Raw genomic sequence first — 26,156 nt, forward strand, 5'->3', positions numbered from 1 at the left:
CATTCAGGATAATATGATAAAAGAGATTGTCTTTGAGGATTTTCTTTTAGTTATAGAAGAGAACGCGGATTTTATCCCTGCTAAGATTGATGACCGGACAAGATTGTGCGAAGACCTTAGAACTTACGGCGATAGTGCCGAAGAATTGCTTGCGATGATTCAAGAAAAATATGGAACGGATTTTAGCAATTTTAAGTTTTCAGATTATTTTCCTTCTGAGGCTTCTGCAGATTTATTCTATTATGAACTTACGAATTTTCCGCCGAGCAACGTCATTTTGAAAACTATATGCAATATAACATTCAAACCACTATGGTGCATATTAAGTAGAAAAAGAGAATTCAAGACGATAACTGTAGGCGACCTGTATTCTGCTGTCGAAAGGGGAAAGTGGGTATAGTAGGCTGGATGCACAAACAGGCGACGTTTTTCAAAATAAATCGACCACCAGTACAGCGGCCCACAGGATAAGCGGCAGTCCCGTACTCAATGCCTCACCTTTTCCTCCAGCCGCAGCCGTCCGTCCAACACACACCACGTCTCATAAAGCCGGTATTCGTGCAATCCGAGGAAGGTTTCGCGCAGCCGTTCGAGCGGTTCACGGAGCTTGCCCTTGCGCTTGGTTTCCAGCGCCTTTCGGAACTTGCCGAACGAGCGCCGCGTCTTGAGCGGATGCAGATCGAGCGCCAGCACCAGCGCCTCAAGACGTTCGATCCGCGCTTCGCGGTCTTCATCGGCGCGGGCAGTTATACCGTAACCGGATGTCATCGCAGGCATACGCCCTCCTGCATGGATGGAGTCCGGCACCATACGCCCCTTATGACTCCCGCGCAGGGGGATATGCGATTTTTTCTATCGTTCCGGCTCGTTTGTGTGAGCGCGGGACCGTTCCGGCGCTTGCACGGACTCACGGCGGCTTTCGAGGAAGGCCCGCTTACGGTCCGGGATGTCCGGCGGCGGTTGCGCCGCCTGCTCAAAACGGGCGCGGTTGTCGGCCAGAGTGCGTTGCTGCTCTTGCAGCCGTGCAATGTCCTGTTTGTGGCGCTCTTGCATTTCCCGCCGCGCTTCGAGCTGGGCGAAGATCAATTCATCCTTTTCCCGCCGATCCCGCAACAGGGCATCGTAAGCCTCTTTCTCATTCTCTTCTCGCAGGCGGCGGTGTTCACCTCGGAGCTTGTCCCAGAGGCCTGCTATCCCCGTGCGAAAGCGGTCCTGCCGCGCTTGGGTGTCCCTGATCCGGCGCTCTTCAATCCCATCGAACAGGGCTTGCCGTTCGGCGGTCTGCCGTTCGATCAGTTCGCGCTTTTGCGTTTCCGTGCGGACGTGGTGCGCGTCGATCCGCTGTTGCAGCTCCGCTTGCCAGCGGGTGAGCGCGGGCCGCATCTCTTGTGCACATTGCGCCTTGGCTTCGTCGATGGAGGACAGCGCATCAGATTCGCCGAGCCGCGCCCGCACATCCTTGGTCTTCACCCCCGCCCATCTGGAGAGGGCATAGGCTTCACCCGTATGATCGACGGCGAGATATCCCCTTCGGTCGCCACGGGCCAAAGTGAAGCCCCGTTCCTTCAGGGCATGGACAAGAGCCGCCTTATTGTCCGAAACCGCCCAGGCATCCTGAAGCGCAATCTTGATCGTGCGCGGGTCGCGTCCTTGCCGCTGCGCCTGCTGCCATTCATCCAGCGTGAAGTTGCGCGGATCGCTGCGGCTCTTGTCCGCCAGACCGTCCGGCATCCGCCAGCCATGTTCGAGGTAAAGCTCGCGGGAGAGGTCTTGCAACTTGCGGTGCGTGAAGGAGAGTTGGACAGCTTTCATTTCGTCCGTGTCGATCCGGCTCCAGACCACATGGGCATGGCGGCGTCCCTCCTTCTCGTGGAAGATGACGACGCGGGGCTGATCGGTGAGGCCCAGCTTGGTTTCGGCGCGGGCAATGGCATCCTCGAATACATCCGTATGCACCCGCTCTAGCGGCGGCGGGTTGAAGGAGAGCGAGAACAGAAACTGCTTGCAGCGCGTTCCCTTGCTCATCGCATGAGCCTCTTGGAATGCCCCATGCACGTCATCGGCAGCGAAGCCTCGCACTTCATAGACCTCGACGTTCTCATTCTCGGGAGAGAGAAGATGCGCGGCGAGGTTTCTGGCCCCGCCGCGCTGGTTGCCGACAAGGATCATGGCCCGGACCCCGCAGGCGGAAAGCCCAGAGCCGTCAGCAGGGCATCGCGCATCATGCGGATGTCCCGGCAGGCTTGCTCCAGATCGTCGATCAGGGCGGGCGTGAGGACGATCACCCCGATATGCGCCGCCTTTGCGATCTGGTTGAGGTTATTGGCCAGCCGCGAGGCTCCCAGCATTCCCAGCACCTTGGCCAGCAGCGCCTGATCGGCGGCAGGCTTGCGCCGGAGCTTGCGGGGGGACGTGCCATCGCCCAGCAACCGTTCCCGGATATAGACGCTCAGGGGCTTACCCTTGGCTTCCAGTTCCAGCCGTTCCCGCTCTTCCTGCGTCAGGCGTATGGAGAACGGGTGCTGTGGCTTGGCCTTACGCGCCGATTCAAGGGCTTGGCCCTTGGCGGCGGCCAGAAATTCGCCGAGGACACCGCCCGTCTTGGTCGGGGAGCTTGTCATGGGGACATCTCCTCGAACGGGATATCATGGCTTTGAAGGTGCTGGTCCCAATCGGCTAAAGTCTGAAACAGGAGGTTCAAACTTTCCCCTGTTTGGCCCACCATTTTCTTAAGCCACCCCTCCCTCGGCGTTTGAAGACTCAAAAATTCTTATCTTTTTGCCTTTTTTGCGTAACCTCGTTAAAATATGCCGCAATAATATTTTACAGGGGTGCCTCGTGTCCGAAGAGTCTCACAAATTTGACAGTGTCTCCGAAATCGGTGCGCTCGAGTCCCTGCTGGTGCAGGCAAAACCTCATTCTTCCGGCAAGGGCAAGGCAATAAGCCTCTCCCTGCCCGCCTCCGAAAAGGCGGCGTTCGAAGCGGCCCTCGATAGGCACAATCAGGGCATCGTCCAAGTCACCAATGTCCCCGCACTGATGGCAAAACTTCAGACCCTTGCCGCCGACCATTATGTGCAGGAGGAGGACGGCTCGTTCAGTGTTATGCACCCCTCCGCCCCGGCGGACAGACCGACATTCGCGAGCTTCAGGGAAGCGCTTCTCGATGCGAAGGAAAAGGAACAGATTTCCCCCGGCAATTTGACCCTGCTGAAATTCATGATGGCCGCGGAAGAAACGGATCAGGCCATCGGTATCGCGGATGCCCACACACAAATTCACGGCTACACTGATTTCTCCTACCTCGGCAGCGGCACCTTCACCATTGCCTTCCGCGCACGCGAACAGGACACGGGCCGAAGCCGCATCGTCAAATTTTCCGGCTGGGGCGGTGAGCTTCAGGCCAAGGGCGCCTCTATCCCCGACAATATCAAGCCCGCTTTGGACAGTCCCTCCAATCTGCCGGAGGACTGGTTCCTCTTCGCCTTCCCTGAAGTCGTCCCGCTGGAAAAAGTCGCTGATGAACTCGGCCGCGGCACACGCATAGAGGTGACGTACCGGGAACCGGACGGTAAGGAAACCCCTGAATTTTATAAAACCCACGGCACGATAGACATCGTCCACGCGATGTTCGTCAACAGCATGAGCGAAGGCTACTTCCCCTCCGATACCGTGGAGGGCAACACAGCCCTCATGCCCGACGGCGGCCTCAAGGCCTTCGACATGGGAATGATCGCCCATAAGGATAACGCGTCCCTCAACCCCTTCGACCCCGAAGCCGCCGCAAAACACGAGAGCGAGTTCGGCGCCCTCGGGACGCCCTTCCATCATCTCGACCATAACGGGGTGCCGACCGATATCGCCGCCTTCCAGCCTGAACGGTACCGGCAATTCGTCCGCAATGATTTTCGGCAGGATATGCGGGCGGAGATGGCGTGACCACTCGCCGTTCTTCCATGACATCAATAGTCGGGTAACAAATAAAATAGGGAACGACAGACAATGCCCAAAAACACAATTTGCCTCTGGTACGAAGGCGCGGCGGAGGAAGCCGCGAATTTCTATGCCAAAACCTTCCCGGACAGCGCGGTAAAGGCGGTTCACCTCGCGCCCGGCGACTCCCCCGGCGGAAAACAGGGCGACGTGCTGACGGTCGAATTCACGGTGCTGGGCATCCCGTGCCTCGGCCTCAACGGCGGCCCGATCTTCAAGCACAGCGAAGCCTTCTCCTTTCAGGTCATCACAAAGGATCAGGAGGAAACCGACCGTTACTGGAACGCGATCGTGGGTAACGGCGGGGAAGAAAGCCAGTGTGGCTGGTGTAAGGACCGCTGGGGTTTATCGTGGCAGATCACCCCGCAGATCCTGCTCGACGCAATCACCAGCAAGGACAAGGCCGCCGCCAAACGGGCCTTCGACGCCATGCTGCAAATGAAAAAGATCGACATCGCGCTCATCGAGGCCGCGCTGCGCGGTCCGGGTCAGGACAGTCAAAAATCTATAAAAGCCTGTTAAAAAGACTAAATTCCTAAATATTTCCTCATAAAAACCCTTGTTCTGCCAGTAAAACTTGCGCCCCCGCGCAGGATTACATATAATGGCCTTAAATAATAAAAGTAAAAAAAGCCGGACGAACGATCAGGCAGGGGTATAGGGTGAGATGAAGCAGGAAAACATCGACAAGCTGAGCCGTCTGCTGGACAAGCCGGCCATCAGGGTCGAGCAAATCTCCGAAGAGGATATCAAATCGGTTCAGCGCATCCTGAAGGCCGAAGGCCTGTATCAGGGAAAGATCGACGGCGATTTCGGCGGCGGCACCTCCCGCGGACTCCTCAAGGCCTTCGAGCATAATCCTTCACTCATCAACTCCCTCTCCCCCGCCTATCTGAAACTGATGCAGGAGAACGGCTACGGCAAACAGTTGCAGGAACTCGTCGCCGGTAACGCACGAATCACAGCCGATCTGGTCGCGGACACGAAAAAACTTCTCAATGATCCGAAATACGCGAAGCACCATTCTTTTCAGCAATCGAACCTTTATCTTCTCGGTTATTACGGCGATGAGATCGACGGCATCAAGGGCAAAAACCACAAGGACGCGATCAGGGAATTCAGGGAAAAATACCCCTCCGCCTCGCCAGCAGAGCCCGCACAAACGCCGACGCCCGCGCCCGCACAAATCCCGGCCCGGGAAAAAAAGCCCGATCCGCCTCCGCAACCTGTCGGTGAAACGCGCCTCGCCCGCGAAGCCGGGGAAAGCACTACAACGGTATCGGCAGCGCCGGCAGCAGCATCACCTTCACCGGCAGCGCCCGCCACAGCAGGAAAAACATTAAAAACACCAACAGAATCAGGCCCGCCCGTAACCACCGGGGCGCCGCCCCAGACCGTCGTGACCACTGGGAACGGCACGGTTCTGACCAGCGCCCCCGTTCGGGCAGCGCCCGAGATCCGACCCGCCCATCTGGGTCCGAACCCGGGAAGTGCGGCTCCGGCCCCAAACCTGGCCAATCTGTCTCTAAGAGCCACCCACGATTTCATTCAAAGCCGTGCCATCGACCCCATTTACGCACCTCTCTACCCGGCGCAGGTGGATACGGATACGGAAGGCGCGGGCAGCAATAAAGGCGGCCTGAGCGCATGGCAACGCTTCAAGAATTTCTTCAACGGAAAATCCGAGGGAGCGCCCGAGCAGCAGTCCGTAGCCCCGCAAACCGCCCCCGCGCAGGATATCCAAAGGCTCTGGGGTATGATGGAACAGGCAAGAGACGCGGGAATGACGGCGCCGAAAGCCGATACGGGCTACGAACCGTACGAGCCGATCCTCGCCCTCATCCGTCAGAAGGAAAGCGGAGACAATTACGATATCGGTCATAACCATGTGGACAAGGGTTATTCGCGGATGACGATTAACCAGGTCATCAAGGATCAGGAGGACTGGTGCAACCGCCGGCGTGCCGCCGGACTGGGAATATACAGCTACTTCGAAGGCCGCGCCAGTTCCGTGGCCGGAGCTTACCAGATCAAGCACTCCACTCTGTTAAGCCTGGTAAAAGAGCTTGACCTTACAGGAGATGAAAAATTCGACAAGGCGATGCAGAATCGTCTGGCTACGGCGCTTTTGAACAGAAGGGGCTACGATGATTATCTGGCGGGGGAAATAAAGACCAACGCAATGGTCCGCAACCTCTCCGGCGAATGGGCCTCCTTCCCTGTAGGTCCGTCGAACGAAAGTCGGTACAATGACAGAAACAACAAGGCGCTGATCGGCTACAAGCCCACCCACGACATCCTTCAGTATGTCCGGTCGGAATTTCAGGAGCAGGCCGGAAACCCGTCCGCAGGCACGCAATTCGCCACCAACATCCCGCGCCCCGAGACGGTGCAACCCGCAACGCCCGCCGCCGCCACCGAAGACGCCGGAACGAAGCCACCCAAAAGGGATCATCATTCGGTGCTGGGCACGGATATAAGGTTTACCTAAAATTTTTTAGTATATTGTTTATATGGATCAGGAACTCTCTCAACAGCAGCGTTACGCGGGCTTCATCGCCCGGGCGCAGCCATGGCATAACGGCCACCAGAACGTACTGGCTGACATGGTGGCAGACGGTTTTCAGCCCGTGATCTTCCTCGGCTCCAACAATGCCGACCGCAACCCCGATAAAAACCCCTTCACCTTCGCCGAGCGCGTAAGCATCATCGAAAAGGCCTGCGAACAGCTGCGCCACCCCGATGGCCGCACCGTCAAACCGATCTTCGTCCCCATCTACGATCACGAGCGCACCCCCGAAGAAAAACCCTACATGGAGGGCGGCGACAAGCGCGTCCCCCTCAACAGTGCGTGGTTTGCCGAATTCGTGGATTTCTTCGACAAAAGCGGTATCAAGCCGGAGCAATTCACCCTCTTCTACTCCGCCAAGGATCAGGACAGGAAGAACTATATCATCTATCCCTTCTATGCTGCGAAGGGAAAGGAATTTTCCTTTGACGGCATAACGCAAACAACCGTCTTCCCCGCCGAAGACCTCTCGCTCGCCTTCGAACTCTATGGCGCAAAACGCAAGGAGGCTCCGCTCACGGCGGAAAATGCCACCGACATCCGCTCGGATTACGCGCAGACCCGCAGCCTTCTGGTTCCCGGCACGGCGGAGCTGATCGACGACATTCTGCGGGAGGAGCGCAAGAAGAACGTGGTTTACGACGGTCAGGATATTTCGGACGCGGACTTCGCCGCCGACCCGCTGCAGGTTCTCCGGCACGAGCGCCGCATCCGCGATTTCCATTTGCAGAAACAACCCGCCGACCCCACCTTCCACAAGCGCGTCCTGTTAATCGGCGGCGCGGGGTCGCTCGGCCTTCCGGTCATCGAAAATCTTCTGGCGAACGGCCACGATCTGGTCCTCAATCACAATGCCATGCGATTTGAAAAATTTCTGAACGACGTCGAAGCTATCCGGGCACGATACCCCGGCAGGACGATCGAGTTTCAACAGTCCGACCTGCGCGACCCCCGCACGGCCACGCCCGAATACTGGCGCGAGACCTATGAAAAATTCGGCATAAACGCCGTCTTCAACATGGCGGGCATCATCGATGAAAAGCGCGACATCGGCCTGACCTTCGATGCCGTCAACTACCGCCCCGTCAAGGCCATGGCCCAGGCCGCCGTGGACGCAGGCATCGACCGCATGGTCTATGTCTCCACGATCACAGCGGGCAACCCCGAAGCCGAAGCCAACGCCCGCTCGGAAACCGAGCCCCTCACCTACGCCGGATCGAAACGCAAGGCAGAACTGGCGCTGGAAGAATTTTCCGACCGCCTCAACTGGATTTCCGTCCGCCCGATCACGGTCTTCAACCCGAAAACGCCCGACTGGGGCCGCCCGATGAACCTGCCCGATCTGGCCAACCTCGCCTTCACGCCCATGATCGGCTCCGGCCAGCAGAAACTCCAGCCGCTCTATATCGGCGACCTCGCCAAGGCCGGACGTTTGATTGAAAGCCCGCTCAAGGGCGGTCAGGTCTTCGAGGCCGTCGGCCCCGAACAGATCACGCAGCAAAAGGCGCTCATGCTGCTGCGCCGCCCGACCGATGCCTTCGCCGCCGTCAGCGTGAATTACGACGTCGCCGAATTTCTCGCCGAAAATTACCCCTACGGTTCGATCAACCCGAGCTTCATCAAGGTGATGAAACAGCGCGAAGCGGGCACGGAAATGATCCCCTATCAGGATTGGGCCAAGGCGATCGGAGAGGAAGGCCACCTGACCTCTCTGGAGGATGTTTACGCCGACCCCGCGCAGGATTTCCAGTTCGCCGCCCCCCCCATCGTCGAATATGGCGGCATGATTGCGAAAAACCCCGAACCCCTCTTCCAGTTCCTCGCCCGCAAGATGGGCCAGAGCCCGCTGGTCGACCGCTTCCGCGAGGCCTTCGACGCCTTCCGTGCGAATACAGGCTCCCGCGAGGCTCGTGAGGGCGTGAAGAACACCGTCTTTGACATTCTGCGGGCGATGCGCGATGCTCTGGGCGACGACAACGACCACAAGCCCAAGCCCGCGATGTAGGTTATATTAAAGGGCAGAGATAGATAAGTGAAAATACTTAGCCGGCCCTTAAAATAACTTGCATGTTTGAGTCTATTACATTCTTCAATCAAAATAAAAATAATGCATCTAATCCTTTGGATATTGGTGCATTAGTTGAGTGCATGATGTTTTATGGCAAAACTTCCGTTGTTGCAAACTACAGTATTCTAAGACAACTTTTTACATATTTTGGAATAGATCGTTTAGTTGAACTGATTTCAGAAGATCTTCTAGAGATCATTTATACTGAAACCTATATAGGCATTGTAACAAACACGATAAAAGGCATTGATTATCATGATCCAATTCAGTTCACTTCACCTCAGCATACTTATTATGGTGAGCTTCAAAAGATATGCACTGATATAACCGGAAAAAGCGGAAAGGGAAGGAGAACTGCGCGAAGAATACAAGATTTGGTTAAAGTCAAAAGCCATGAACCCATAATTTTAGAGGGAGCAAAAGCGTCTTTTATTGATCAAAGATATATAAAAGATTCTACTAAAAGTATTATTCAATCCCTTATTCCTGAAGATGTGAATTTAAATAGTATTGTATTTCAAACAGAAAGAACAGCTTCTGGCATTCTGATTGAAACAAACATAAATTTCGATGCCTTAAATAGTATTTATCACAAATATGTTCCACCCACTCATTCAACAATCACACCTGCACTATTATTATCTCATATGTTAGATGTAGAAAGTGAGTTATTTTTCTCATCAAATAATCTATCAGAAATAGCAACGAGTGGCTTAAGTTCAAACCTTATATCACTTAAAGTTAATTATCTTCTAGATAAGAGCATTAAAAGCTCTAAAAAAATCCAAGATTTTCAAAATTTTGTTTTTGATGACGCAAAAGCTTTAAGAGAGGCGGTTAATAATAAGCAAGTAGATTTAGATGATTTAATGTTAGTTCTAAAAAACTCAAAAAAATTTAAAAAATGGATATTAGGGTTAAATCCTGATCGAGATCTTATTAAAAGTTACTATCAAGAAGCCACTAAAGAGACCTTTGTAGATAAGCTTCCTGGTAAAACTGCCAGATGGGGATTATTCACAAGTGCAGGGTTAATAGCTGATGCGGTTGCTACAGGAGGCATCGGAACCACAATTGGTTTAGGTCTTGGTGCTCTGGATTCATTTTATTTAGATAAGTTGATTACTGGGTGGAAGCCCAATCAGTTTATTGAAAATGAAGTAAAGGCATTGTTAAAAAATAGCGATTAATTACCACACTTGTAATTATAATAAGCAAGGAAAGTAAACTCACCAATATTTAATCCCGCAACGCCTTCATAACCGCCTTCGGGTTTTTGTCAATGATCTTCATGAGCGTGGAAGCCGCTCCGGTCAACTCGCTGTCCTGCATATCCCATTTCTCGACGGTGCGCTTGGGCAGGTGAAAAGTCTCCGCAAATTCGCGGACGCTCATTTTCAGTTTCGTGCGGATGCGGCGCACTTCTGAAACCTCATGCTTTACAGCCTTTTTAGGCTCGTTGATGGCGCTTTCAAGACCGGCCTTCAGGCTTTTGTACAATTCGCTCATGTCCGTTTCCTTTTCTTCAAAATCTCGACCAGCTTCCTGATCTCGTTCCGTTCAGCTTTGCTGAGATTGTCCTTCACGTTCTTTTCAAAAATATCCAGCAAATGGATATGCCCCAGTTCATCGACCACCAGATAGACGACGCGGCTTGCGCCGCTTTTGCCCTTTCCCGTCTGGTGGGCGAAGCGGATTTTCCGCACGCCGCCCGTACCCGCCATGACATCGCCCCGGTCGTAATGAAGGCTGATAAAATCAATCAGTTCAATACGCTGCTTCTCTGTCAGGATTCTCTCCGCCTTGCGGATAAAATAATGGTGTTCAATGACAGTAAGCATGAGTGGTCTTTCTGTACAATATACCCGATATGGGTATATAGTCAATATTATATTATACCTGATATGGGTAAAAAACAGAAAAGGGTATCTTTAAATGATTCTGATGAATCTAAAAGAATATTCAAGTATCTTAAAGCCATGCACCTGACCGAAAAGGCCGTCACGGAGAATTTCGACCTGCTCTTTTATCTGGAGGGCAAGAACGCCGCCGGAGAAGCGATCTGGTGCTATGTCACCGTCCCGCCGGATGAAGTGGAATTGTTCCTCGAACAATCCGCGCAGCCCGGCTTCCGCCCCGCCGAGTTCGCGGACATCGTCGCCTCCGGCACCGGCGAACCGACGGACGAGGAAAAGGACCGGCTGGAGGATGAATTGGGGCTGGAACGCGGGGTTTTGTAATTTACTCGGCTTTTTTCTTCGGCCCCAGGAAAGGCACGAACCGCACGGGAATCGTCTTCGTCTCCTTCACGCTCCCGTCCGCGTTTTTCTCGATCACCCGCAATTCCTGCGTAAACCCGTCCGCCCCCACGGGTATGACCATCCGCCCGCCGGCTTTAAGCTGGTCGATCAGCGGCGGCGGCACATGGTCGATCCCCGCCGTGACGAGAATGGCATCGAACGGCGCATGATCCGGCCAGCCCGCATACCCGTCCCCCACCCGCACATGGACGTTATCGTAACCCAGCGCCGCCAGCCGCGCCTTCGCCGCCAGCCCCAGCGCCTCGATATATTCCACCGTATAAACCTCTTTGACGATCGCGCCCAGCACGGCGGCCTGATACCCCGACCCCGTCCCGACCTCGAACACGACGGAATCCGCATCCACCCGCGCCAGCTCGGTCATCAGCGCGACGATATAGGGCTGGGAGATCGTCTGCCCCTTGCCGATGGAAACCGGGCCGTCCTCATAGGCGCGGTGCTCCTGCAGCGTCGGAAGAAACTCGTGCCGCGGCACTTCGCGCATGGCCTTGAGCACCAGCGGATCGGTGATCCCCCGGTCCGCGATCTGGTATTTCACCATCTCGGCGCGTTCCCTCTCCATAAGCTGCCCCTTCAGCGGTGAATGTCTGACATAAAAATACACCGCCCCCAGCGCCAGCGCGAGAACGAAAAACGTGCCTGTAATGATCGTTCTTCCGGCCATAAGCCAAACATCTCGTCCGGGTTTTTTAGTAAAACCACCCTATCAAGCGCAGAAGGCAAGTAGCAATATCCCTGTATGCACAAATATTTCAGTCGCATTTTTAAATTTTTGAATTATAGTTTTTTCTAATAGACGATCCCCCGCGTGTTCCCCTGCGTTTAAAAAACTCCAGACCATAAAGGTTAATAACGATGTCTTTATTCAAAATTCACCGGCCCATGGCTGTGTTTGCACTCACCGCCACTTTATTGACCGGCGTCTGCCTCCCCGCCTTCGCAGACGAACAGGCACAGGCAGAGGAAACGCAGGATTACGGCGACCGCCTGCTCGGTGATATCGGTGGCGTGCGCTCAAAAATAGCGCCTTACGGGATTGATCTGGGCATCGTCTACACTGCGGATTTTTTTCATAACGTTACAGGCGGCATCGAAACAGGCGCAATGTATATGGACAACCTCGATATCACCGCCGATATCGACGGCGAGAAACTCTATGGACTGAAAGGCTCAAAAGTCTTCCTCTATCTCCTCAACAATGCGGGTGGCGAATTTAACACCGAGCGCATCGGCTCCAACGAAGGCGTGGACAATATCGAGGTCGGTGAACACACCTTCAAGCTTTACGAAGCCTGGATCGAGCAGAATCTGCTCGATGATAAACTTTCGCTTCGCGCCGGACTCTACGACCTGAACTCAGAATTTGATGTCACCGACAGCAGCGGGATTTTCCTCAACCCCACCTTCGGCATCGACACGGCGTACGCCGCCACGGGCGAAGCCGGACCGTCCATCTTTCCGCTGACCTCATTGGCCTTCCGCGTCAATGTGGCTCCGGTGGAGGATTTCTATATCCGCGCTGCGGTTCTGGACGGTGTCCCCGGCGACCCCGATAATCCGCGGGGTACCCATGTCGTTCTGGATGACGAAGACGGCGTCCTGCTGGCGCTGGAATCCGCTTACGGCAATCTCGACTCCGGACGGATCGGCGCGGGCGGCTGGTGGTACAGTGAAGAGTCAGACCACCTCACCGATACGGATGCCCTCGGCAACCCCGAACAGGATAACAGCAGCGGCCTCTACGCCCTCGCCGAAAAGACGCTCTTTCGCCCCGACGGCTCTGAAACGCGCCAGTTAGATGGTTTTATCCGCTTCGCGTGGGCCAACGATGACGTAAACCAGTTTGATTACAGCGGCTCTCTGGGCCTCGCCTATACCGGCCCCTTCGCCGCCCGCCCCGACGATATCGCGGGCATTGCCATCCACGGTGCCCATAACGGCGACCCGTTCGAGGAAGCGGCCGATCTGGCGGGCGAACCCGTCACCTCCGGCGAATGGGGCATAGAGGCGACCTACAGCATTCAGGCGACGCCGTGGCTGCGCGTCCAGCCTGACGCGCAATATATCAACGATCCCGGCACAACGGACGAAGCCGACGATGCCTTCGCAGTGGGAGTCAGGCTAGAGTTAAATCTTTAGTCGGAGAAAAAATCAGGACTGCCGAAAGACGCCTTCCTGAAAGAACGTCTCGCCGAGTTGATCGTGAACCATCGACAGGCGGAAGATAAAACTCCCGCCTCCGATATCCTCATGCACCACGTGCGTCTCCCCCGGCGCCAGCCAGCGCGGCAGCCGCACCCGCAACCGACCGAACTGCCAGAAAAAACTCCGGCTGCGGAAATGCAGCGCCGCGTATTCCTCAGAAACGTCCAGAACCATCCCGAACCCGCCACCGACACATTCCAGCATCTCGCCGGATTGCGACTCCTTCTTGACCGAAACGACGGTAAACGGCTTCCGCCCCGCGTAATAGTAAACCCGCGTCCAGTAAACGCCGCTCCGCCCGCGCTGCTTGGTCAACTCCACATCCATCGGCACATCCGTTCCGGCGTAAGGCGTCAGCGGATTGCCGATAACTCGCGTCAGTTGCGCGAACAGCCAGCCCATCTTCGAGCGCCGCACAATGTGCATTGTTCCGCGATAAGCTACGACCTCCCCCTCCTTCGGGTCCGCCGCGAACCGTGCGCGGATGGCGGGATCAAGCCGCATCCACGCGTCCTCGCCCAGCTGATTGCGGATCGTGCTGCCCGTATCCGCCGTCCGCAGATTTCGGATCTTCTCAATCCCCAAAGCGTAAAGCACAAAATTCCGTAACGCTTTCCCCGCCGGGTAAAGAATGTCGGACAAAAATTTGTGCCGGAACAGAGTCTGATTCATCCGCCCCATGATCCCGGCGGGTTTTGTATACTGTGAAAGAACATGGATCGCGCCGCTGCCGTAATGCAGATCATCCCCGATTTTAACGACCATCCCCTCGTCGATATCCAGCCCCCGCGCGGTGATCTCCTCCATCAGCGCACCGCCCTTGCGCGCGTCGATCAGGACCAGCGGCCGTTGGGGATTCTTGAGTTCAATGCGGGTACAGTAAGCGCGGCAGACCGGGCATTCATCGTCATAGACCAGTTCGATGGGCGGCGCTTGCGCCCCGGCTGCTTCCAACGGATTTAAACTCTCCCGTCCCATGACCCGCCTTGCCTTTCCGCCGCAGGAATGGTAATATCATTTAGCTAAATAGCTAAATATCATACAGGGATGCCAGCGTCAACACATGATCGACAAAGTCTTCCAAGCCCTTTCCTCAAGCGTCCGCCGCGAAATCCTCGCCTATCTCTCCGAGGGCGGTATGACGGCGGGCGAATTGGCGCGGCATTTCGACATCACCAAACCCTCCCTCTCCAAGCACCTCGGCATCCTCGAAAACGCCGGACTGGTCGTCAGCGAGAAAAAGGGCCAGTTCGTCCACTATTCTCTGGCGAAAAACAACCTGATTAACACGGTCAACCTCTATATGCAGCAGATCTGCCCTGTGAGTTATTCAATCAAAAAAGATTTGAAAAAGAAAAAGCCTTAATCCCACACTTTCGGCGCAAGCTCCGCCTCAAGGTCGGAAAAAGACGTCTCCAGCGCCGCGATGAACGCCGCCCGGTCTCCAGCCCACGACAGCGCCTCCCCCACATTGACCTGACACACGAACGGCACCAGCAGCCGCTCCCCACGCGGCAAAGACTTGCCCAGCCCATGCATGAACACGGGCGTCACGGTGACGTCCGGCATCTCCTGCACCAGCTTGGCAATCCCGTATTTGAGCGGCTGGCGCTTTTCAGGCTCCCCCCGCGTCCCTTCCGGAAAAATAACAAGCGTATACCCGTCTTCAATCGCAGCTTTAACAGGCGCAAGAACGTCTTCCCCCTCCTGCGGATTCCTCTCAATCGGAATAACGCCGATCAGATTAAGCGAAATCCATGTCCGCAACGGTGTACGGCAAAAATAATCCTTCGCCGCCACCAGCTTGACCTTGGGAATATCGCGGAATTTAATCAGGCTCATCAGCACCAGCGCATCCAGATGCGAATTGTGGTTCGCCGCGATAATATGCCGGGGCTTGACCGTCAATCGCTCCAGATGCCGGACGCTCAACCCCAGCAAAATCATGAGCACAGGCCGCACGATCAAAACGTAAAACAGTTGCCGGGGCAGGTCGAAGTTTTTTTTATCCGCGCTCATCCCTACCCCACGAAATAGAAATAACGCACGCAATGGAAGAACAGCGGCGCGGTGAGCGAAAGCGAGTCGATCCGGTCGAGAATCCCGCCATGGCCGGGAATCAGATTGCCGGAGTCTTTAATATGCAGATCACGCTTGAGCGCGGAGAACGTCACATCGCCGATGAACCCCGTCACTGCGATCACAAACCCCATCAACAACGCGAAGGAGAAACTGAACGGCGTCAGCAACGGGTAAATCAGCCCGGCCACCATCACCGTCGTAATCACCCCGCCCATGAACCCTTCCCATGTCTTCTTCGGGCTGACCAAAGGCACGATCTTGGTCTTGCCGAACAGCTTGCCCCACACATACTGCGCCACATCATTGCCCTGATTGAGAACGGCCAAAAACATGATCAGCCCCACATGGCCCTGCAACGCCTGCGAGTACTGCATCAGCATCGCCGCATGGGAAACCGCGAACACCGTAATCATCAGCCCCCAGCTGATTTTTGCCACGGAATTCAGGAACCCGTCCGTCTGCCCGGCAACGATCAGCCGGAACGGCAGCAGGAAAAACACCCACACCGGAATGAACACGATAAAGAGCCCGTAATGCTCAACGCCGTTCGCCACGAAAAAATACTGCACCGGAATGGCCAGATAAGCCCAGAACAGCGCCCTTCGGTCCGCCCGCCGCAGCGGGATGATGGAAAAATACTCCTTGAGCGCCAGAAAGCTCAAAAACGCAAAAAAAATGACGGAAACAACCGGAGAGGTCAGGATGGCCAGAGAAAAAATACCGATCATGAACCACCAGCTTTTCACCCGCGCTTCCAGTTCGCGGTGCTTGTGGTCCGGGTCGTTGAGATGCATGATAGCGACGATCACACTGGCGATGATCAGAACGCCGAAGACGCCCGCAATGCTCACATGAACAGGGTTGTAGGAGGAGAGATCAAACATCCTGAACCTCTCCGCTGCCTTCAAGATGGGCAGAGGCCGCCCGCAAACGCTTCCTCACCGTCCACGCGCTGCCCAAGATAATGATAACCAAGCCGAACGCCAGCATCGTCCCTTTAGCAACAAACATTGTCTCGAAAGGGGTCAGCAGGATGGCAACGGCCGACACCCCCATCCGGTGCGGCTTGGCCATCGGCCCCTGAAAATCCACCGGCGCACCAAGGCTGCGCCCCAAAGTCCGCGCATATGCCGTCAGCACCGCCAGCAGCGCCGCGCCCCAGCCCAGAACGGCACCCCATGCACCGAAAGAAACGGCATATCCCATCCCGACAAAAATCAGCGCATCGGAAATCCGGTCGGGCACGTCGTTAAACAACTCCCCCGACTTTGTGCTCTTTCCACCCTCCACCGCCACCAGCCCGTCGAAGAGGTTGCACAGAACCCGCCCGATAATCCCGCCGAGCGCCAGCAGCAAGAACAAAAACCCCGCAAAGCCGGAAAACGACGTCATCCCGACACAGGAAATTCCCGCCAGCGCGGCGAAACCGATACTGGCCAGGGAGATCTGGTTGGGCGAGATATCCCGTTGTGCCAGAGACTTCGCCATGGTCTGAACCACCGCGAGATTGCGGACCTTGAGGGGACGTCGGGCTTCAGGATCGGCCATGAATTCACTTTCAGCAGGCGTTAAAACCGTTATACATATACCAGAATTGAGCAACGCATGAAACGCATCCTCATCATCGGCGGCTACGGGCAGTTCGGCAGCCTGATTGCCAGGGCGCTGGCGCCGGAAAAAAACATTGCCCTGATCCTCGCCGGACGGCATGAGGAAAAAGCGAAAGCGTTGGCCGCAACGCTAAACGCCGCGAACCCGCCCGAAACACGGGCCGCCGATATCCATAACAATCCCACAACTCTTCTGGAAAAAGTGCACCCCGATATCGTGATCCACACCGCCGGACCCTTTCAGGGACAGGACTACGAGATCGCCCGCGCCTGCATCGAAAAATCCTGCCATTACATTGACCTTGCCGACAGCCGCGATTTCGTCAGCGGCATAAAAACCCTCGACCGTCGCGCCAAAGAGATGAATACACTTGTATGCAGCGGCGCGAGTTCCGTCCCCGCCCTCTCCTCCGCCGTCATCGAAGAATATAAAAACAAGTTCAAGACTCTTGAATCCATCGAATACGGCATCAGCACCGCCCAGAAAACCGGCATGGGCCTAGCCACCGCCCGCGGCGTGATGAGCTACGCCGGAAAACCCTTCACGACCCTGATCGACGGCGACATGAAAACCATCCACGGCTGGCAGGGATTGAAATATTACCGCTTCAAAGAACTTGGCCCCCGCCCGCTGGGCTATTGCGATATTCCCGACCTCAGCCTGTTCCCCGAAATATATCCCAACCTGAAGTCGCTCCAGTTTCGCGCCGGAACCGAACTATCGCTCCTGCATCTAAGCCTCTGGGCTCTCAGTTGGCCCGTGCGCGGGCGCTGGATTAAAAGCCTCGATCCGCTGGCATCCTCGCTCCTGCGCCTCGCCAAAACCTTCGACCGCTTCGGCACAGGCAACAGCGGCTTTTATATGAAGATGCAGGGAACGGATGAAAACAACAAACCGCTCACGCTCGTCTTCGAACTGACCGCCAGACAGGGACACGGTTTGAATATCCCCGCCACGCCCGCCATATTATTGGCCAAAAAATTGGCCGCAGAAGAAATACAATATAGCGGAGCAACCTCTTGCATCGGATTTTTAAACCTGAATGAGATTCTTACAGCTTTAAAATCTTATAATATAAAAACAAAGACCGAACGAAACCCGCCCAAAACCTGACGAGTTTTTCATAAAAGCAATTTACGATAAATTACGGATAAAATTGCAGGAAATTCGAACAAAAAGAGGATGCGCTTGACCATCGCCCGCGCTATAATGAACGAAGTTTTCTTTTGCGTACCGCTATAGTTATCAGGACAATCTCATGGAATCTCTCAACGCGAAGCCTTCGGGCCTCTGGACTGCGTCCCTTAGAATTCTGGCTGTAGCCGCGTGCATCGGGTCATTCTCGCCCGCCGTATACGCCACCGACCCGGCAAAGCCCGCGATGGACCTGCCGCAGGTTGTCACCGAAGCTTCCGCGCCTTCTTCCGTTTCCGCCTTGAAGGAAACGACACACCCCACGATCAATCTCTCCCCGGATGACACGCAACTCATCAAGCTCGATCAGGACGCCGGTCTGGTCGTGGTCGGAAACCCTGAACACGCGAACGTGATCGCTGATTCCACCCGCACCCTTGTCGTCATCCCCCGCAGACCCGGAGCCACCTATTTCACCGTGATGGGCAACGACGGCAATATCATCATGCGCCGCCTTGTCATCGTCGCCGGACCCGAGGAACATTATGTGCGGGTGAAAAACACCTGCAAGGCCGCCGGCAGCAGCGCGAACTGCGTGGAGAATAACATCTATTACTGCCCTGATACCTGCCACGAAGTCCTTCTAGGCACCGAAACGGCCAGCGTAACCGAACAGGCCGTCCCTTCCCCCGCTGACGCGAAAACCGCACAGGCGCAGCAGGAGGCTTTAGGCGGCTTCTTCACCAACGACGAGCCTGAAGAGGACGAGGATGTCGAGGAAGCCACCGAAAAACTGCAAAACGCTGTTGAGAGTACCGCCGAAGCTCTTGAAAAACAGGCGCCGCAGCAATAAGATTCGAAGCGAATACCCTTACTTGAACGTGGGCAGAAGTATGAAAAAATTTACGCAATACATGATCTTGGCCGCGGCCATGGTACAGCTTTCCGCGTGCCAGAGCACCGGCACCGACCAGCAAGGCGCCGACCTCGCCAAACAACAGCAAAGCGCCAAAATCGACGCCGCGATCGACAAGGCTTTGGCCGAAGGCGGCGAAGGCAACATCAGCGGCGCCCTGATGGCGCTCGAACGCCAGTACAAAAAGAATCCTGCCGATACGGAAGCGGCATACAAATACGCCAAAGCCCTGCGCCAGACCAACTACGCCAACCGTGCCTCCGTGGTCTTGACACCTCTGGCCAAACAGCCGGATTCTCCTTCGCATATCATTTCCGAAATGTCCTCGATTGAGTTGGCCCTCGGCCACTTCAAGAGCGCGGAGAACTACGCCCAGCAGGCGGTCATGAAAAACCCGCAGGATTATCTCGCCTATCAGAATCTGGGAATCGCTCTGGAGGCGCAGGAAAACCACCCCGCCGCCGAACGCGCCTTCCGCAAGGGTCTGGAAACCTGGAAGGGCGACCCCACGCCGATTATGAACAACCTCGCGCTGAATCTCGCCACGCAGGGCTTCACCGACGAAGCCATCCAGATTTTGGAAAAGGCCAAGGCGCTCTCCCCCGACCGGATCGAGATCGAGCGCAACCTCCGCATCGTCCGCGCTTTGGGCGAAACGTCCTGATTCAGGACAGCGCAGAAACGACAATCAGGGGCCGCAACACGGCCCCTTTTTTACGCCTGCATTCGTATTATTCCACGGCGCCTTCTTGAGCACCATCGCCAGCCCGCAAAATCCCGTATACCCCGCGAAAAACAACGCCCCGCCGATCAGACCCGCGAGAACAAACCCGAGCATGATCCCCGAAAACCCGAGCAGCACCAGAAACGCCACCATGGCCCCGGCGATCATCTGCACCTGCCGGAAAATGGAAAATCGCGGCACAGGGCCAAGGGAAACCGTCGGCAACCCCGCCTCCTTCCACGCGGTGATCCCGCCGGTGATATTGTAAATCTCATGGGAAAAATCCTGCGAACCCCCGACGACCGCGCAGGCCTGCTGCCCCCGCCCCCCTTTAAGACAGTGAAACAGAACCTTCCGGCTTTGGGGAATTTTCAGAGTCTCCGCCACCCGTTCCACCGATGCCAGCGGCACCGAATGGGCATAGACGATATGCTCCTGCGCGAACTCGTCCGGCTCCCGCACGTCAATCAAAACGGCGTCCCCGGCCGCAAGCCACGCAGCGGCCTCTTGCACGGAAATCATCTTAGTCATGGGTCTTCTCCTTACAGAATGAGTCATAAAGTGTTTGCATGATCTTCAGGACCGCCTCATGCTCGATCCGGTAATAAAGCGTCCGGTGCTCCCGCCGGAAATCGACGATCCCCTCGTCCTTAAGTTTGTTCAGGTGCTGCGACATGGAGGTCTGCGCGATCCCCGTTGCCTCAATGAGGGCGCCCACGCTTTTCTCCCCCTCCGCCAGCTGGCAGAGGATCAAAAGCCGCTGCGGATTCGCCAGCCCCTTGAGAAACCCGGCGGCCTCGTCGGCCTTCTCTTGCATTATATCCATGACGTCCATCACGCACCTGAAAACAGTTCTTTACATTTCATATTTTCATGATATCATAATCTTATAAATTGTAAAGGAGAAAAACCATGTCCAAAGACTATAAGGGAATTACCAAGGATATCTCGCAATATATCGGCGAGTTGAAAAAGCTCTCGCCGGACGCGATGCAGGGCTTCTACGCCCTCTCGAAAAACGCCACCGCCGACGGCGCATTAAGCGAAAAGACCAAGGAGTTTATCGCCCTCGCCATCGGCATCACCCAGCGCTGCGACGGCTGCATCGGCTTCCACGCCAAGGCCTTGCATAAACTCGGTGCCACGAAGCAGGAAATCGCCGAAGTAGCCGCCATGTGCGTCTATATGGGCGGCGGTCCGGCCCTGATGTACGCGGCGGACGCCCTGCGCGCCTTCGACCAGTTCAGCACCACTGAATCCTAGGAAAAGGGGCTTCGAGCCCCTTTTTTTCACGATAAAAACATAAGGAAAATCTAATTTAAACAACACGTTAAACATAAATATGGAATAAAAATACAAAAGGATATAAAATAGACTTTCATTTTTACATAAAAAATTATACTGTCTCGCGTTATAGTGTAGGAAATTTGAGAATTCAGGGGTAAAAAATGGCTGAACAAATTGCGGATAAATACAATCCGACGGAATTAAACATCGCCGTAGCTTTGGCTGCAAGACTACAGGCAAGAACGATCACGGAGGGCAGCTTCCTGAAAGTCACCCTACCCGGCACGAGGGAATCGGTCGATCTCAAAGTCCTCAAGGTCGGAAAAATCGACCCGGATATTCTGGCCGCCAGCGACATGGTTGATCCCAAAACGCAGGACCGCCCGCCGATGCCCGGAATGCTTCTGGATTACAGCCCGATAGCCGGCCCGGCCGCAGCCGGAGCCTCGAACACGGTCGCGGTGACTTTTAATGTGAATGATAAAATCTCCGCCGCTGCGGCTACAACCACCCTTCGCGCTTCTAATATGCTCCCGGAACTTGTGGACTCTTATGTCTCGAGATTCGGTACGGGCGAAATCCCGCGGATGAACATGAAATTCTCCTACGGCGATAAACTGCCCGAAGTGCAGCCCGCGACCCGCGAGGAATTCCGGGCCATCGGCATGGACGCCGCCGCAGCGGCAGTTCCCGCAGCAGCCCCCGCCGGAACGCAACCCGCCCCCGCGCCAGCCACCCCGCCCCGTTAGCGAAGAAAAAGCCCGCCGGACTGAGATTGCTCTGTTGCCATGGCTGCAGAGCGCGGCTCCATTCGTAAGAAGGGGACACAATCTGGCGCAGAGCGGTTTTAGGAACATGAAAGCTTAGGCTCATATTCTGTTGCGAATTCCAAACCCTAATTGCTATATTAATGACAAATGCTAATTTACTGGAAGATATTGAAATGGAATCGACAAAACTCAAACAGAAAACTGAAGTTAACAATGGTCCTTGGTTTATTGCTGTTGAGCGCTTCGGCCGAAAAAACGGTGAAGCGTGGTCAAAGTATATAGAAGATACGGGATTGAGTCAGATCGAAGAACTTGTTTCACTGGATACTATGCTTTGCCCGCCTGTGTTTTCTGAGATTCGCGACGATTACTGGCCTCATATCGTAAACGAAGACTACTATGGCCACTTCTTTACAGACCTGAAGTTCTTGCGCGATCAACTTGCCGAAGCGGATTCCAAAGAAGCGCGTCTGCTTTGCGTTTTCAGAAACCCCCATGAACTTCCGAAACTTTCTCCCGAATTGAGAAGTTTCCGCTTCCTTGGCTTCGATCTAGTTGAGGCCGCGTCGGGTGTTAGCGCTCTGAGCAACTGCGGCGGATGGCCCGAACTAAAAAATGAGGAACTCTCGAAGTGGGGGCTGATCACGGACCTTAACCGTGTTCTTGAACTGCAGAAAGAGCTTCCACGCGCCCATCCCGAAGAACCTCACGCCAACTGCAACGTTTGGGCAATATTTGCTGAAACTAATTGATATTATTCGATTATTTTCTGCTCTTACAGCTAGGTATTTAGCTTAGGCTCTCTATAGCGACTAACCGCCGACTCCAGCCGCCGCCGCCTTGATACCCGCCGGCCCGAGAATGATGATGAACAGCGCCGGAAGGAAGAACAGGATCATCGGCACCGTGAGTTTGGGCGGCAGCGCGGCGGCCTTGCGCTCCGCCTCGGCCATCCGCATATCGCGCAATTCCTCGGACATTACGCGCATCGCCTGCGAGATCGACGTACCGTACTGCTCGGCCTGAATAAGGGCCGTAGCGAAGGATTTCCCCGCCCCGCTCCCCACGCGCCGCGCAAAATCCTGCAACGCCTGCCGCCGGTCGTTCAGCATCGCCATCTCGGCACTGAGAATCCCCAGCTCTTCGCCAAGGATGGGCGAATGTTCCGCGACTTCCGTCGCCACCCGCTCAATCGTCTGTTCCAGCCCGATCCCGCCCTGCACGCAGATCAGCATCATATCCAGCGAGTCGGGAAAACTCAGGTTCAATTCCTGCTGGCGCTTCTGGATCATATTCTTGATCAGAATATCCGGCAGTTTAAACCCAACCAGAGCCGCCGACAGCAGGATGATACTGGCCATCCCGTCCGAAAGCTTTTTGTCCTCGGGAACCTTCATCAGGAACATCATCCCCAGCCCGACGAAAAGAATAGGCAGAACCACGCGGGCGATCATAAAGCGCAGCGGCGCCTTCGGGTTCCGAACCCCCGCCTGAAGCATTTTATCGCGCACCTTCTCGCCCATTTTCCCCGCAAGCTGCTGCACACGGAAAAAACTGGACATCGAATCCTTGGCGGACAGAGCCTCCTGCCCCCGGTTCCGTCCGGCATCCCGCGTCTGCTGATAGAGATCCTTGCGCCGCTTCTCGATGACGGAAATCGCCTTTTCCTTCTTGTCCGCTTTCTGCAGAAACGGAAAGGCGAAGCCGATGACCGATGCCGCCGCAAGCAACGACGCGCCGACGGTGATGATCAGTTCGTTATCCAAATCCATAGCAAGTACTCCTTAAAACGCAGATTCAAACCTTGAAATTGATCATGGCCTTCATGACGAAGACCCCCATGCTCATCCACACCACCGCTCCGGCAACCAGCCATTTTCCGGTCGGCGTGGTGAACAGGATCATGATGTAATCGGGATTGAGGAAATAAAGCCCCAAAGCCACCAGAATCGGCAAAGCCCCGATAATCGAGGCCGAGGCAATCGCCTCCGACGACAGCGCAACGATCTTTCGTTTCAACCGGAAGCGCGCGCGGATGACGTTAGCCAGATTGGTCAGAACCTCCGAAAGGCTCGACCCCGTCTGCGCCTGAATCGCAAGGCCCGTGGCGAACATCTGCATTTCCGTCAGCGGCATCCGCTTGGTGGCATCCAGCGCCGCCTCATGCAGGGGAATCCCGATTTTCTGCTTGTCATAGACGCGGGACATTTCCTCGCCCACCGGCCCCTCGAATTCACGCGAAATCATGGCAACCGCCTCGGATACGGGCATACCGGCCTTCAAAAGCCGGACAATCGCCTCCAGCGCGTCCGCAAACTCCGCCAGAAAGTTCTTTTGCCGGCGCTTGATAAGAAAACGCAGGACAAAACGCGGTAATCCCAGCGTCCCGATAATCGGCATCAACCCGACGACATATTCCGACATCCCGAAAAAATAGGCGCCTCCGGTCAGAACCGCGCCACACAAAATGGAAAATATCCAGAACTGCCGGGGAGTCGTCTCAAGCCCCGCCTGCCCCAGCTTCATGGCAATCGTGACTTTCTTCTTGCCCTTGCCGTCCTCTTCTTTGCTTTCCTTGAGCTTGCGGGCAATCTCCGCCCGGCGCTTGTTCTGGACGTCGCGTTCGCTCGAACCATTGTCGCTCGATCCCCCGCGGATAACCGCCAGCTTGCCCTCGCGCTTCTTGGTCTCCTTGTTCATCATCACAGCCATCGTGACCCCGAAAATCAGGAACACAAGGCAGCAGATGATGACGATTTGCACGAGTTCCATGGCGGTTTAGCCGTAGGCTTCCTCCATCGCATCGAGAACAAGTTGCTCGACCCCGAATTGGCGGGCGTTGTCGTAAAACTTTGGCCGCAGGCCCGAAGAGCGCTGCCGCGTAATCAGCTTGCCCTTCTCATCCTCGCCGAGGATTTCCAGATAAAACAGATCCTGCATGGTGACGACATCGCCCTCCATCCCCGTCACTTCGGAGACGTGCGTGGTCTTCCGCGAACCGTCGCGCAGACGCTGCACCTGGATAATGACGTTAACGGCGGAGGCGATCTGCTCACGCACCGCCTTCTGCGGCAGGTTCAACCCGCCCATCGCGATCATGTTTTCCATCCGCGAAATCGCCTCGCGGGGATTGTTGGCGTGCACCGTTCCCATCGAACCGTCATGGCCCGTGTTCATCGCTTGCAGAAGGTCGAACGCCTCCGGCCCGCGCACCTCCCCGACGATGATCCGCTCGGGCCGCATCCGCAGACAGTTCCGCACCAGATCCCGCATCGTGATTTCCCCGACCCCTTCAAGGTTCGGCGGCCGCGTCTCTAAACGCACGACGTGCGGCTGTTGCAGTTGCAATTCGCAGGCGTCCTCGCAAGTAATAATCCGCTCCCCCGCCTCGATATAGCGGGTCAGACAGTTGAGCATCGTGGTTTTCCCCGAACCCGTACCGCCGGACACCAGCACGTTCACCCGGCACCGCCCGACCGCCATGATCAGCTTCGCGCACGACGGCGTCATGGACCCGTACTCAAGCAATTTTTCCAGCGTCAGCTTGTCCTTCTTGAATTTCCGGATCGTCATGGCCGCGCCGTCCACGGACAGCGGCGGGATAATCACGTTCACCCGCGACCCGTCCGGCAAACGCGCATCGCAAATCGGCGAGGCTTCATCGACCCGCCGCCCGATCGCCCCCACGATCCGCTGACAGATAGTAATAAGGTGTTGGCTGTCGCGGAACTTGACGTTCGTCTTTTCGATTTTTCCCCCAACCTCGATGTACGTGACATCAGGCCCGTTAATCATTATATCCGCGATATCGTCGCGCTCCAGCAACTCTTCGAGCGGTCCGAAACCGAGCATATCGTCCGCGCATTCCTTGGCGATGCCCGCCAGTTCGGCGGGCGTGAGGTCAAGATTGCGGAACCGGGCGATCTCCTCGACCGCCGAATAAACTTCCTCGCGGGCGGCCTTGGCATCCATCCGCGCCAGCGCCTTGAGGTCGATCCCGTCGCGCAGGTCAAGCCATATCCGGTTCCGGCAGCGTTGCAACCGCAGAGCCGTAATAGAATCCCCGTGATTGCGGTGTTCGTCCTCTTGCGGATGATCGGAGAGAAGCTCGTCATCCTTCATCGTTTTGCGCTGCTTGGCGGGCGCAGCCTCGGCAGAAGGTGCAGCCTTGGGCGCTTCCTGTGCCGGACTCGCGGACGGTTCCTTGGACTCATCTTGCGGCCCCAGACTGGACAGCACCGCGCCAATATTGTCAGAAGAAACCGCCGCAGGCGCGGAACCGTTGGGCTTGGAAACAGGCTCGGGGGAGTTCGAAGGAAGATCGAAAGACACCGGCGCAGGCGTCTCGACTTTCGGGGCAATACGTTCCGCCGGCGCAGAAGGCTTGGCCGCTGCGCCGCTTTTTACCGGAGGAGGCTTCTGCCCCCCTGTCGTTTTCTTTCCGAACATCTCTAGTCCCGTATGTGCAGGCCGGAT

The 26,156-nt window shown here is 55.8% G+C and carries 30 protein-coding genes; 15 read left to right on the forward strand and 15 right to left on the reverse strand.

Annotated elements, in window-relative coordinates; all coding sequences use genetic code 11:
• Positions 1-13 precede the first annotated feature (13 nt).
• Positions 14-400 carry a DUF1493 family protein gene (locus IPN28_12005; protein QQS56963.1) on the forward strand — a complete coding sequence of 129 codons (387 nt, stop codon included), beginning with the start codon at positions 14-16 and terminating at the stop codon, positions 398-400.
• Between the two features lie 86 nt (positions 401-486).
• On the opposite strand, the gene IPN28_12010 is transcribed toward IPN28_12005, so the two are convergent.
• The 3 genes from IPN28_12010 to IPN28_12020 form a co-directional block, all read right to left on the reverse strand.
• The gene (locus tag IPN28_12010; protein QQS56964.1) at positions 487-777 is read right to left on the reverse strand and encodes a hypothetical protein; all 291 of its coding nucleotides are present in this window, start codon (positions 775-777) and stop codon (positions 487-489) included.
• Between the two features lie 75 nt (positions 778-852).
• Complete coding sequence (locus tag IPN28_12015) at positions 853-2,169, reverse strand: relaxase/mobilization nuclease domain-containing protein (protein QQS56965.1); 1,317 nt, start codon at positions 2,167-2,169, stop codon at positions 853-855.
• On the reverse strand, positions 2,166-2,576 hold the full coding sequence (locus tag IPN28_12020; GenBank protein QQS58627.1) for a hypothetical protein: 411 nt from the start codon (positions 2,574-2,576) through the stop codon (positions 2,166-2,168). Before IPN28_12020 ends, IPN28_12015 begins: the two co-directional genes overlap by 4 nt.
• Positions 2,577-2,838: 262 nt before the next feature.
• On the opposite strand from IPN28_12020, the gene IPN28_12025 reads away from it, so the two are divergent.
• From IPN28_12025 to IPN28_12045, 5 genes are all read left to right on the forward strand, one after another.
• On the forward strand, positions 2,839-3,939 hold the full coding sequence (locus IPN28_12025) for a hypothetical protein (GenBank protein ID QQS56966.1): 1,101 nt from the start codon (positions 2,839-2,841) through the stop codon (positions 3,937-3,939).
• A 63-nt stretch (positions 3,940-4,002) separates the two neighbouring features.
• Positions 4,003-4,515 (forward strand): VOC family protein, encoded by a 513-nt coding sequence (locus IPN28_12030; protein QQS56967.1) that lies wholly within the window; start codon positions 4,003-4,005, stop codon positions 4,513-4,515.
• Positions 4,516-4,660: 145 nt separating this feature from the next.
• Entirely contained in the window at positions 4,661-6,484 is a 1,824-nt protein-coding gene (locus tag IPN28_12035) for a hypothetical protein (GenBank protein ID QQS56968.1), read from the forward strand.
• 22 nt (positions 6,485-6,506) lie between these two features.
• Positions 6,507-8,567, forward strand: a complete 2,061-nt coding sequence (locus IPN28_12040; GenBank protein ID QQS56969.1) for an NAD-dependent epimerase/dehydratase family protein — start codon at positions 6,507-6,509, stop codon at positions 8,565-8,567.
• A 62-nt stretch (positions 8,568-8,629) separates the two neighbouring features.
• Entirely contained in the window at positions 8,630-9,820 is a 1,191-nt protein-coding gene (locus IPN28_12045; protein ID QQS56970.1) for a hypothetical protein, read from the forward strand.
• A gap of 49 nt (positions 9,821-9,869) precedes the next feature.
• On the opposite strand, the gene IPN28_12050 is transcribed toward IPN28_12045, so the two are convergent.
• Both IPN28_12050 and IPN28_12055 read right to left on the reverse strand, forming a co-directional pair.
• Positions 9,870-10,139, reverse strand: a complete 270-nt coding sequence (locus IPN28_12050) for a hypothetical protein (GenBank protein QQS56971.1) — start codon at positions 10,137-10,139, stop codon at positions 9,870-9,872.
• On the reverse strand, positions 10,136-10,471 hold the full coding sequence (locus IPN28_12055; GenBank protein ID QQS56972.1) for a type II toxin-antitoxin system RelE/ParE family toxin: 336 nt from the start codon (positions 10,469-10,471) through the stop codon (positions 10,136-10,138). The genes IPN28_12050 and IPN28_12055 overlap by 4 nt, the downstream gene beginning before the upstream one ends.
• 138 nt (positions 10,472-10,609) lie before the next feature.
• Here IPN28_12055 and IPN28_12060 point away from each other — a divergent pair, with 138 nt between their 5' ends.
• Positions 10,610-10,870: a hypothetical protein gene (locus IPN28_12060; protein QQS56973.1), complete on the forward strand. Its 261-nt coding sequence runs from the start codon at positions 10,610-10,612 to the stop codon at positions 10,868-10,870.
• A 1-nt stretch (position 10,871) separates the two neighbouring features.
• Here the strand turns inward: IPN28_12060 and IPN28_12065 are convergent, their stop codons facing one another.
• Positions 10,872-11,513, reverse strand: coding sequence for a protein-L-isoaspartate(D-aspartate) O-methyltransferase (locus IPN28_12065; GenBank protein ID QQS58628.1), 642 nt, complete (start codon positions 11,511-11,513; stop codon positions 10,872-10,874).
• A gap of 293 nt (positions 11,514-11,806) precedes the next feature.
• Here IPN28_12065 and IPN28_12070 point away from each other — a divergent pair, with 293 nt between their 5' ends.
• Entirely contained in the window at positions 11,807-13,090 is a 1,284-nt protein-coding gene (locus IPN28_12070) for a carbohydrate porin (GenBank protein QQS56974.1), read from the forward strand.
• Between the two features lie 12 nt (positions 13,091-13,102).
• Here IPN28_12070 and IPN28_12075 read toward each other — a convergent pair whose 3' ends face one another.
• Entirely contained in the window at positions 13,103-14,134 is a 1,032-nt protein-coding gene (locus tag IPN28_12075; GenBank protein ID QQS56975.1) for a DUF4166 domain-containing protein, read from the reverse strand.
• An 85-nt stretch (positions 14,135-14,219) separates the two neighbouring features.
• Between IPN28_12075 and IPN28_12080 the strand changes: the two genes are divergently transcribed.
• The gene (locus tag IPN28_12080; GenBank protein ID QQS56976.1) at positions 14,220-14,522 is read left to right on the forward strand and encodes a winged helix-turn-helix transcriptional regulator; all 303 of its coding nucleotides are present in this window, start codon (positions 14,220-14,222) and stop codon (positions 14,520-14,522) included.
• On the opposite strand, the gene IPN28_12085 is transcribed toward IPN28_12080, so the two are convergent.
• Genes IPN28_12085 through IPN28_12095 form a run of 3 tightly spaced genes read right to left on the reverse strand, consistent with a single transcriptional unit; the run spans position 14,519 to position 16,786 of the window.
• On the reverse strand, positions 14,519-15,175 hold the full coding sequence (locus tag IPN28_12085) for a 1-acyl-sn-glycerol-3-phosphate acyltransferase (GenBank protein QQS56977.1): 657 nt from the start codon (positions 15,173-15,175) through the stop codon (positions 14,519-14,521). The two genes, IPN28_12080 and IPN28_12085, sit on opposite strands and share 4 nt — an antisense overlap.
• Before the next feature lie 2 nt (positions 15,176-15,177).
• Complete coding sequence (locus IPN28_12090) at positions 15,178-16,122, reverse strand: phosphatidate cytidylyltransferase (GenBank protein ID QQS56978.1); 945 nt, start codon at positions 16,120-16,122, stop codon at positions 15,178-15,180.
• Positions 16,115-16,786, reverse strand: coding sequence for a CDP-alcohol phosphatidyltransferase family protein (locus IPN28_12095; GenBank protein ID QQS56979.1), 672 nt, complete (start codon positions 16,784-16,786; stop codon positions 16,115-16,117). Before IPN28_12095 ends, IPN28_12090 begins: the two co-directional genes overlap by 8 nt.
• Positions 16,787-16,843: 57 nt before the next feature.
• Between IPN28_12095 and IPN28_12100 the strand changes: the two genes are divergently transcribed.
• The 3 genes from IPN28_12100 to IPN28_12110 all read left to right on the forward strand — a co-directional run bounded on the left by IPN28_12100 (position 16,844) and on the right by IPN28_12110 (position 19,563).
• Positions 16,844-17,962 carry a saccharopine dehydrogenase NADP-binding domain-containing protein gene (locus IPN28_12100; protein QQS56980.1) on the forward strand — a complete coding sequence of 373 codons (1,119 nt, stop codon included), beginning with the start codon at positions 16,844-16,846 and terminating at the stop codon, positions 17,960-17,962.
• 145 nt (positions 17,963-18,107) lie between these two features.
• The gene (locus IPN28_12105; GenBank protein QQS56981.1) at positions 18,108-18,836 is read left to right on the forward strand and encodes a pilus assembly protein N-terminal domain-containing protein; all 729 of its coding nucleotides are present in this window, start codon (positions 18,108-18,110) and stop codon (positions 18,834-18,836) included.
• A gap of 40 nt (positions 18,837-18,876) precedes the next feature.
• On the forward strand, positions 18,877-19,563 hold the full coding sequence (locus IPN28_12110) for a tetratricopeptide repeat protein (protein ID QQS56982.1): 687 nt from the start codon (positions 18,877-18,879) through the stop codon (positions 19,561-19,563).
• Positions 19,564-19,587: 24 nt separating this feature from the next.
• Here the strand turns inward: IPN28_12110 and IPN28_12115 are convergent, their stop codons facing one another.
• A complete protein-coding gene (locus IPN28_12115) occupies positions 19,588-20,154 on the reverse strand; it encodes a rhodanese-like domain-containing protein (protein QQS56983.1) in 567 nt (188 codons plus the stop codon).
• Complete coding sequence (locus IPN28_12120) at positions 20,147-20,458, reverse strand: winged helix-turn-helix transcriptional regulator (GenBank protein ID QQS56984.1); 312 nt, start codon at positions 20,456-20,458, stop codon at positions 20,147-20,149. Before IPN28_12120 ends, IPN28_12115 begins: the two co-directional genes overlap by 8 nt.
• A gap of 77 nt (positions 20,459-20,535) precedes the next feature.
• On the opposite strand from IPN28_12120, the gene IPN28_12125 reads away from it, so the two are divergent.
• The 3 genes from IPN28_12125 to IPN28_12135 all read left to right on the forward strand — a co-directional run bounded on the left by IPN28_12125 (position 20,536) and on the right by IPN28_12135 (position 22,432).
• A complete protein-coding gene (locus IPN28_12125) occupies positions 20,536-20,886 on the forward strand; it encodes a carboxymuconolactone decarboxylase family protein (GenBank protein QQS56985.1) in 351 nt (116 codons plus the stop codon).
• Positions 20,887-21,071: 185 nt separating this feature from the next.
• Positions 21,072-21,659 (forward strand): hypothetical protein, encoded by a 588-nt coding sequence (locus IPN28_12130; protein QQS56986.1) that lies wholly within the window; start codon positions 21,072-21,074, stop codon positions 21,657-21,659.
• Positions 21,660-21,853: 194 nt separating this feature from the next.
• Positions 21,854-22,432, forward strand: coding sequence for a hypothetical protein (locus IPN28_12135; protein ID QQS56987.1), 579 nt, complete (start codon positions 21,854-21,856; stop codon positions 22,430-22,432).
• 60 nt (positions 22,433-22,492) lie between these two features.
• On the opposite strand, the gene IPN28_12140 is transcribed toward IPN28_12135, so the two are convergent.
• The 3 genes from IPN28_12140 to tadA are packed head-to-tail and all read right to left on the reverse strand — an operon-like array spanning position 22,493 to position 26,129.
• Complete coding sequence (locus IPN28_12140; protein ID QQS56988.1) at positions 22,493-23,452, reverse strand: type II secretion system F family protein; 960 nt, start codon at positions 23,450-23,452, stop codon at positions 22,493-22,495.
• A gap of 25 nt (positions 23,453-23,477) precedes the next feature.
• Positions 23,478-24,452: a type II secretion system F family protein gene (locus IPN28_12145; GenBank protein QQS56989.1), complete on the reverse strand. Its 975-nt coding sequence runs from the start codon at positions 24,450-24,452 to the stop codon at positions 23,478-23,480.
• Between the two features lie 6 nt (positions 24,453-24,458).
• Entirely contained in the window at positions 24,459-26,129 is a 1,671-nt protein-coding gene (gene tadA, locus IPN28_12150; GenBank protein QQS56990.1) for a Flp pilus assembly complex ATPase component TadA, read from the reverse strand.
• Positions 26,130-26,156 lie beyond the last annotated feature (27 nt).

The organism is Alphaproteobacteria bacterium (assembly GCA_016699735.1).
In the GTDB taxonomy this organism is placed as follows: domain Bacteria; phylum Pseudomonadota; class Alphaproteobacteria; order Micavibrionales; family Micavibrionaceae; genus JAGNKE01.

Excerpts from the sequence above, each read along its gene's own strand:
- IPN28_12140 (QQS56988.1), bottom strand. The coding sequence starts at position 23,452 with ATGGATTTGGATAACGAACTGATCATCACCGTCGGCGCGTCGTTGCTT.
- IPN28_12115 (QQS56983.1), bottom strand. The coding sequence starts at position 20,154 with ATGACTAAGATGATTTCCGTGCAAGAGGCCGCTGCGTGGCTTGCGGCC.
- IPN28_12135 (QQS56987.1), top strand. The coding sequence starts at position 21,854 with ATGGAATCGACAAAACTCAAACAGAAAACTGAAGTTAACAATGGTCCT.
- IPN28_12065 (QQS58628.1), bottom strand. The coding sequence starts at position 11,513 with ATGGAGAGGGAACGCGCCGAGATGGTGAAATACCAGATCGCGGACCGG.
- IPN28_12075 (QQS56975.1), bottom strand. The coding sequence starts at position 14,134 with ATGGGACGGGAGAGTTTAAATCCGTTGGAAGCAGCCGGGGCGCAAGCG.
- IPN28_12145 (QQS56989.1), bottom strand. The coding sequence starts at position 24,452 with ATGGAACTCGTGCAAATCGTCATCATCTGCTGCCTTGTGTTCCTGATT.
- IPN28_12090 (QQS56978.1), bottom strand. The coding sequence starts at position 16,122 with ATGTTTGATCTCTCCTCCTACAACCCTGTTCATGTGAGCATTGCGGGC.
- IPN28_12070 (QQS56974.1), top strand. The coding sequence starts at position 11,807 with ATGTCTTTATTCAAAATTCACCGGCCCATGGCTGTGTTTGCACTCACC.
- IPN28_12015 (QQS56965.1), bottom strand. The coding sequence starts at position 2,169 with ATGATCCTTGTCGGCAACCAGCGCGGCGGGGCCAGAAACCTCGCCGCG.
- IPN28_12085 (QQS56977.1), bottom strand. The coding sequence starts at position 15,175 with ATGAGCGCGGATAAAAAAAACTTCGACCTGCCCCGGCAACTGTTTTAC.
- IPN28_12060 (QQS56973.1), top strand. The coding sequence starts at position 10,610 with ATGCACCTGACCGAAAAGGCCGTCACGGAGAATTTCGACCTGCTCTTT.
- IPN28_12010 (QQS56964.1), bottom strand. The coding sequence starts at position 777 with ATGCCTGCGATGACATCCGGTTACGGTATAACTGCCCGCGCCGATGAA.
- IPN28_12050 (QQS56971.1), bottom strand. The coding sequence starts at position 10,139 with ATGAGCGAATTGTACAAAAGCCTGAAGGCCGGTCTTGAAAGCGCCATC.
- IPN28_12100 (QQS56980.1), top strand. The coding sequence starts at position 16,844 with ATGAAACGCATCCTCATCATCGGCGGCTACGGGCAGTTCGGCAGCCTG.
- IPN28_12110 (QQS56982.1), top strand. The coding sequence starts at position 18,877 with ATGAAAAAATTTACGCAATACATGATCTTGGCCGCGGCCATGGTACAG.
- IPN28_12040 (QQS56969.1), top strand. The coding sequence starts at position 6,507 with ATGGATCAGGAACTCTCTCAACAGCAGCGTTACGCGGGCTTCATCGCC.
- tadA (QQS56990.1), bottom strand. The coding sequence starts at position 26,129 with ATGTTCGGAAAGAAAACGACAGGGGGGCAGAAGCCTCCTCCGGTAAAA.
- IPN28_12130 (QQS56986.1), top strand. The coding sequence starts at position 21,072 with ATGGCTGAACAAATTGCGGATAAATACAATCCGACGGAATTAAACATC.
- IPN28_12080 (QQS56976.1), top strand. The coding sequence starts at position 14,220 with ATGATCGACAAAGTCTTCCAAGCCCTTTCCTCAAGCGTCCGCCGCGAA.
- IPN28_12045 (QQS56970.1), top strand. The coding sequence starts at position 8,630 with ATGTTTGAGTCTATTACATTCTTCAATCAAAATAAAAATAATGCATCT.
- IPN28_12055 (QQS56972.1), bottom strand. The coding sequence starts at position 10,471 with ATGCTTACTGTCATTGAACACCATTATTTTATCCGCAAGGCGGAGAGA.
- IPN28_12125 (QQS56985.1), top strand. The coding sequence starts at position 20,536 with ATGTCCAAAGACTATAAGGGAATTACCAAGGATATCTCGCAATATATC.
- IPN28_12095 (QQS56979.1), bottom strand. The coding sequence starts at position 16,786 with ATGGCCGATCCTGAAGCCCGACGTCCCCTCAAGGTCCGCAATCTCGCG.
- IPN28_12030 (QQS56967.1), top strand. The coding sequence starts at position 4,003 with ATGCCCAAAAACACAATTTGCCTCTGGTACGAAGGCGCGGCGGAGGAA.
- IPN28_12120 (QQS56984.1), bottom strand. The coding sequence starts at position 20,458 with ATGGACGTCATGGATATAATGCAAGAGAAGGCCGACGAGGCCGCCGGG.
- IPN28_12035 (QQS56968.1), top strand. The coding sequence starts at position 4,661 with ATGAAGCAGGAAAACATCGACAAGCTGAGCCGTCTGCTGGACAAGCCG.
- IPN28_12005 (QQS56963.1), top strand. The coding sequence starts at position 14 with ATGATAAAAGAGATTGTCTTTGAGGATTTTCTTTTAGTTATAGAAGAG.
- IPN28_12105 (QQS56981.1), top strand. The coding sequence starts at position 18,108 with ATGGAATCTCTCAACGCGAAGCCTTCGGGCCTCTGGACTGCGTCCCTT.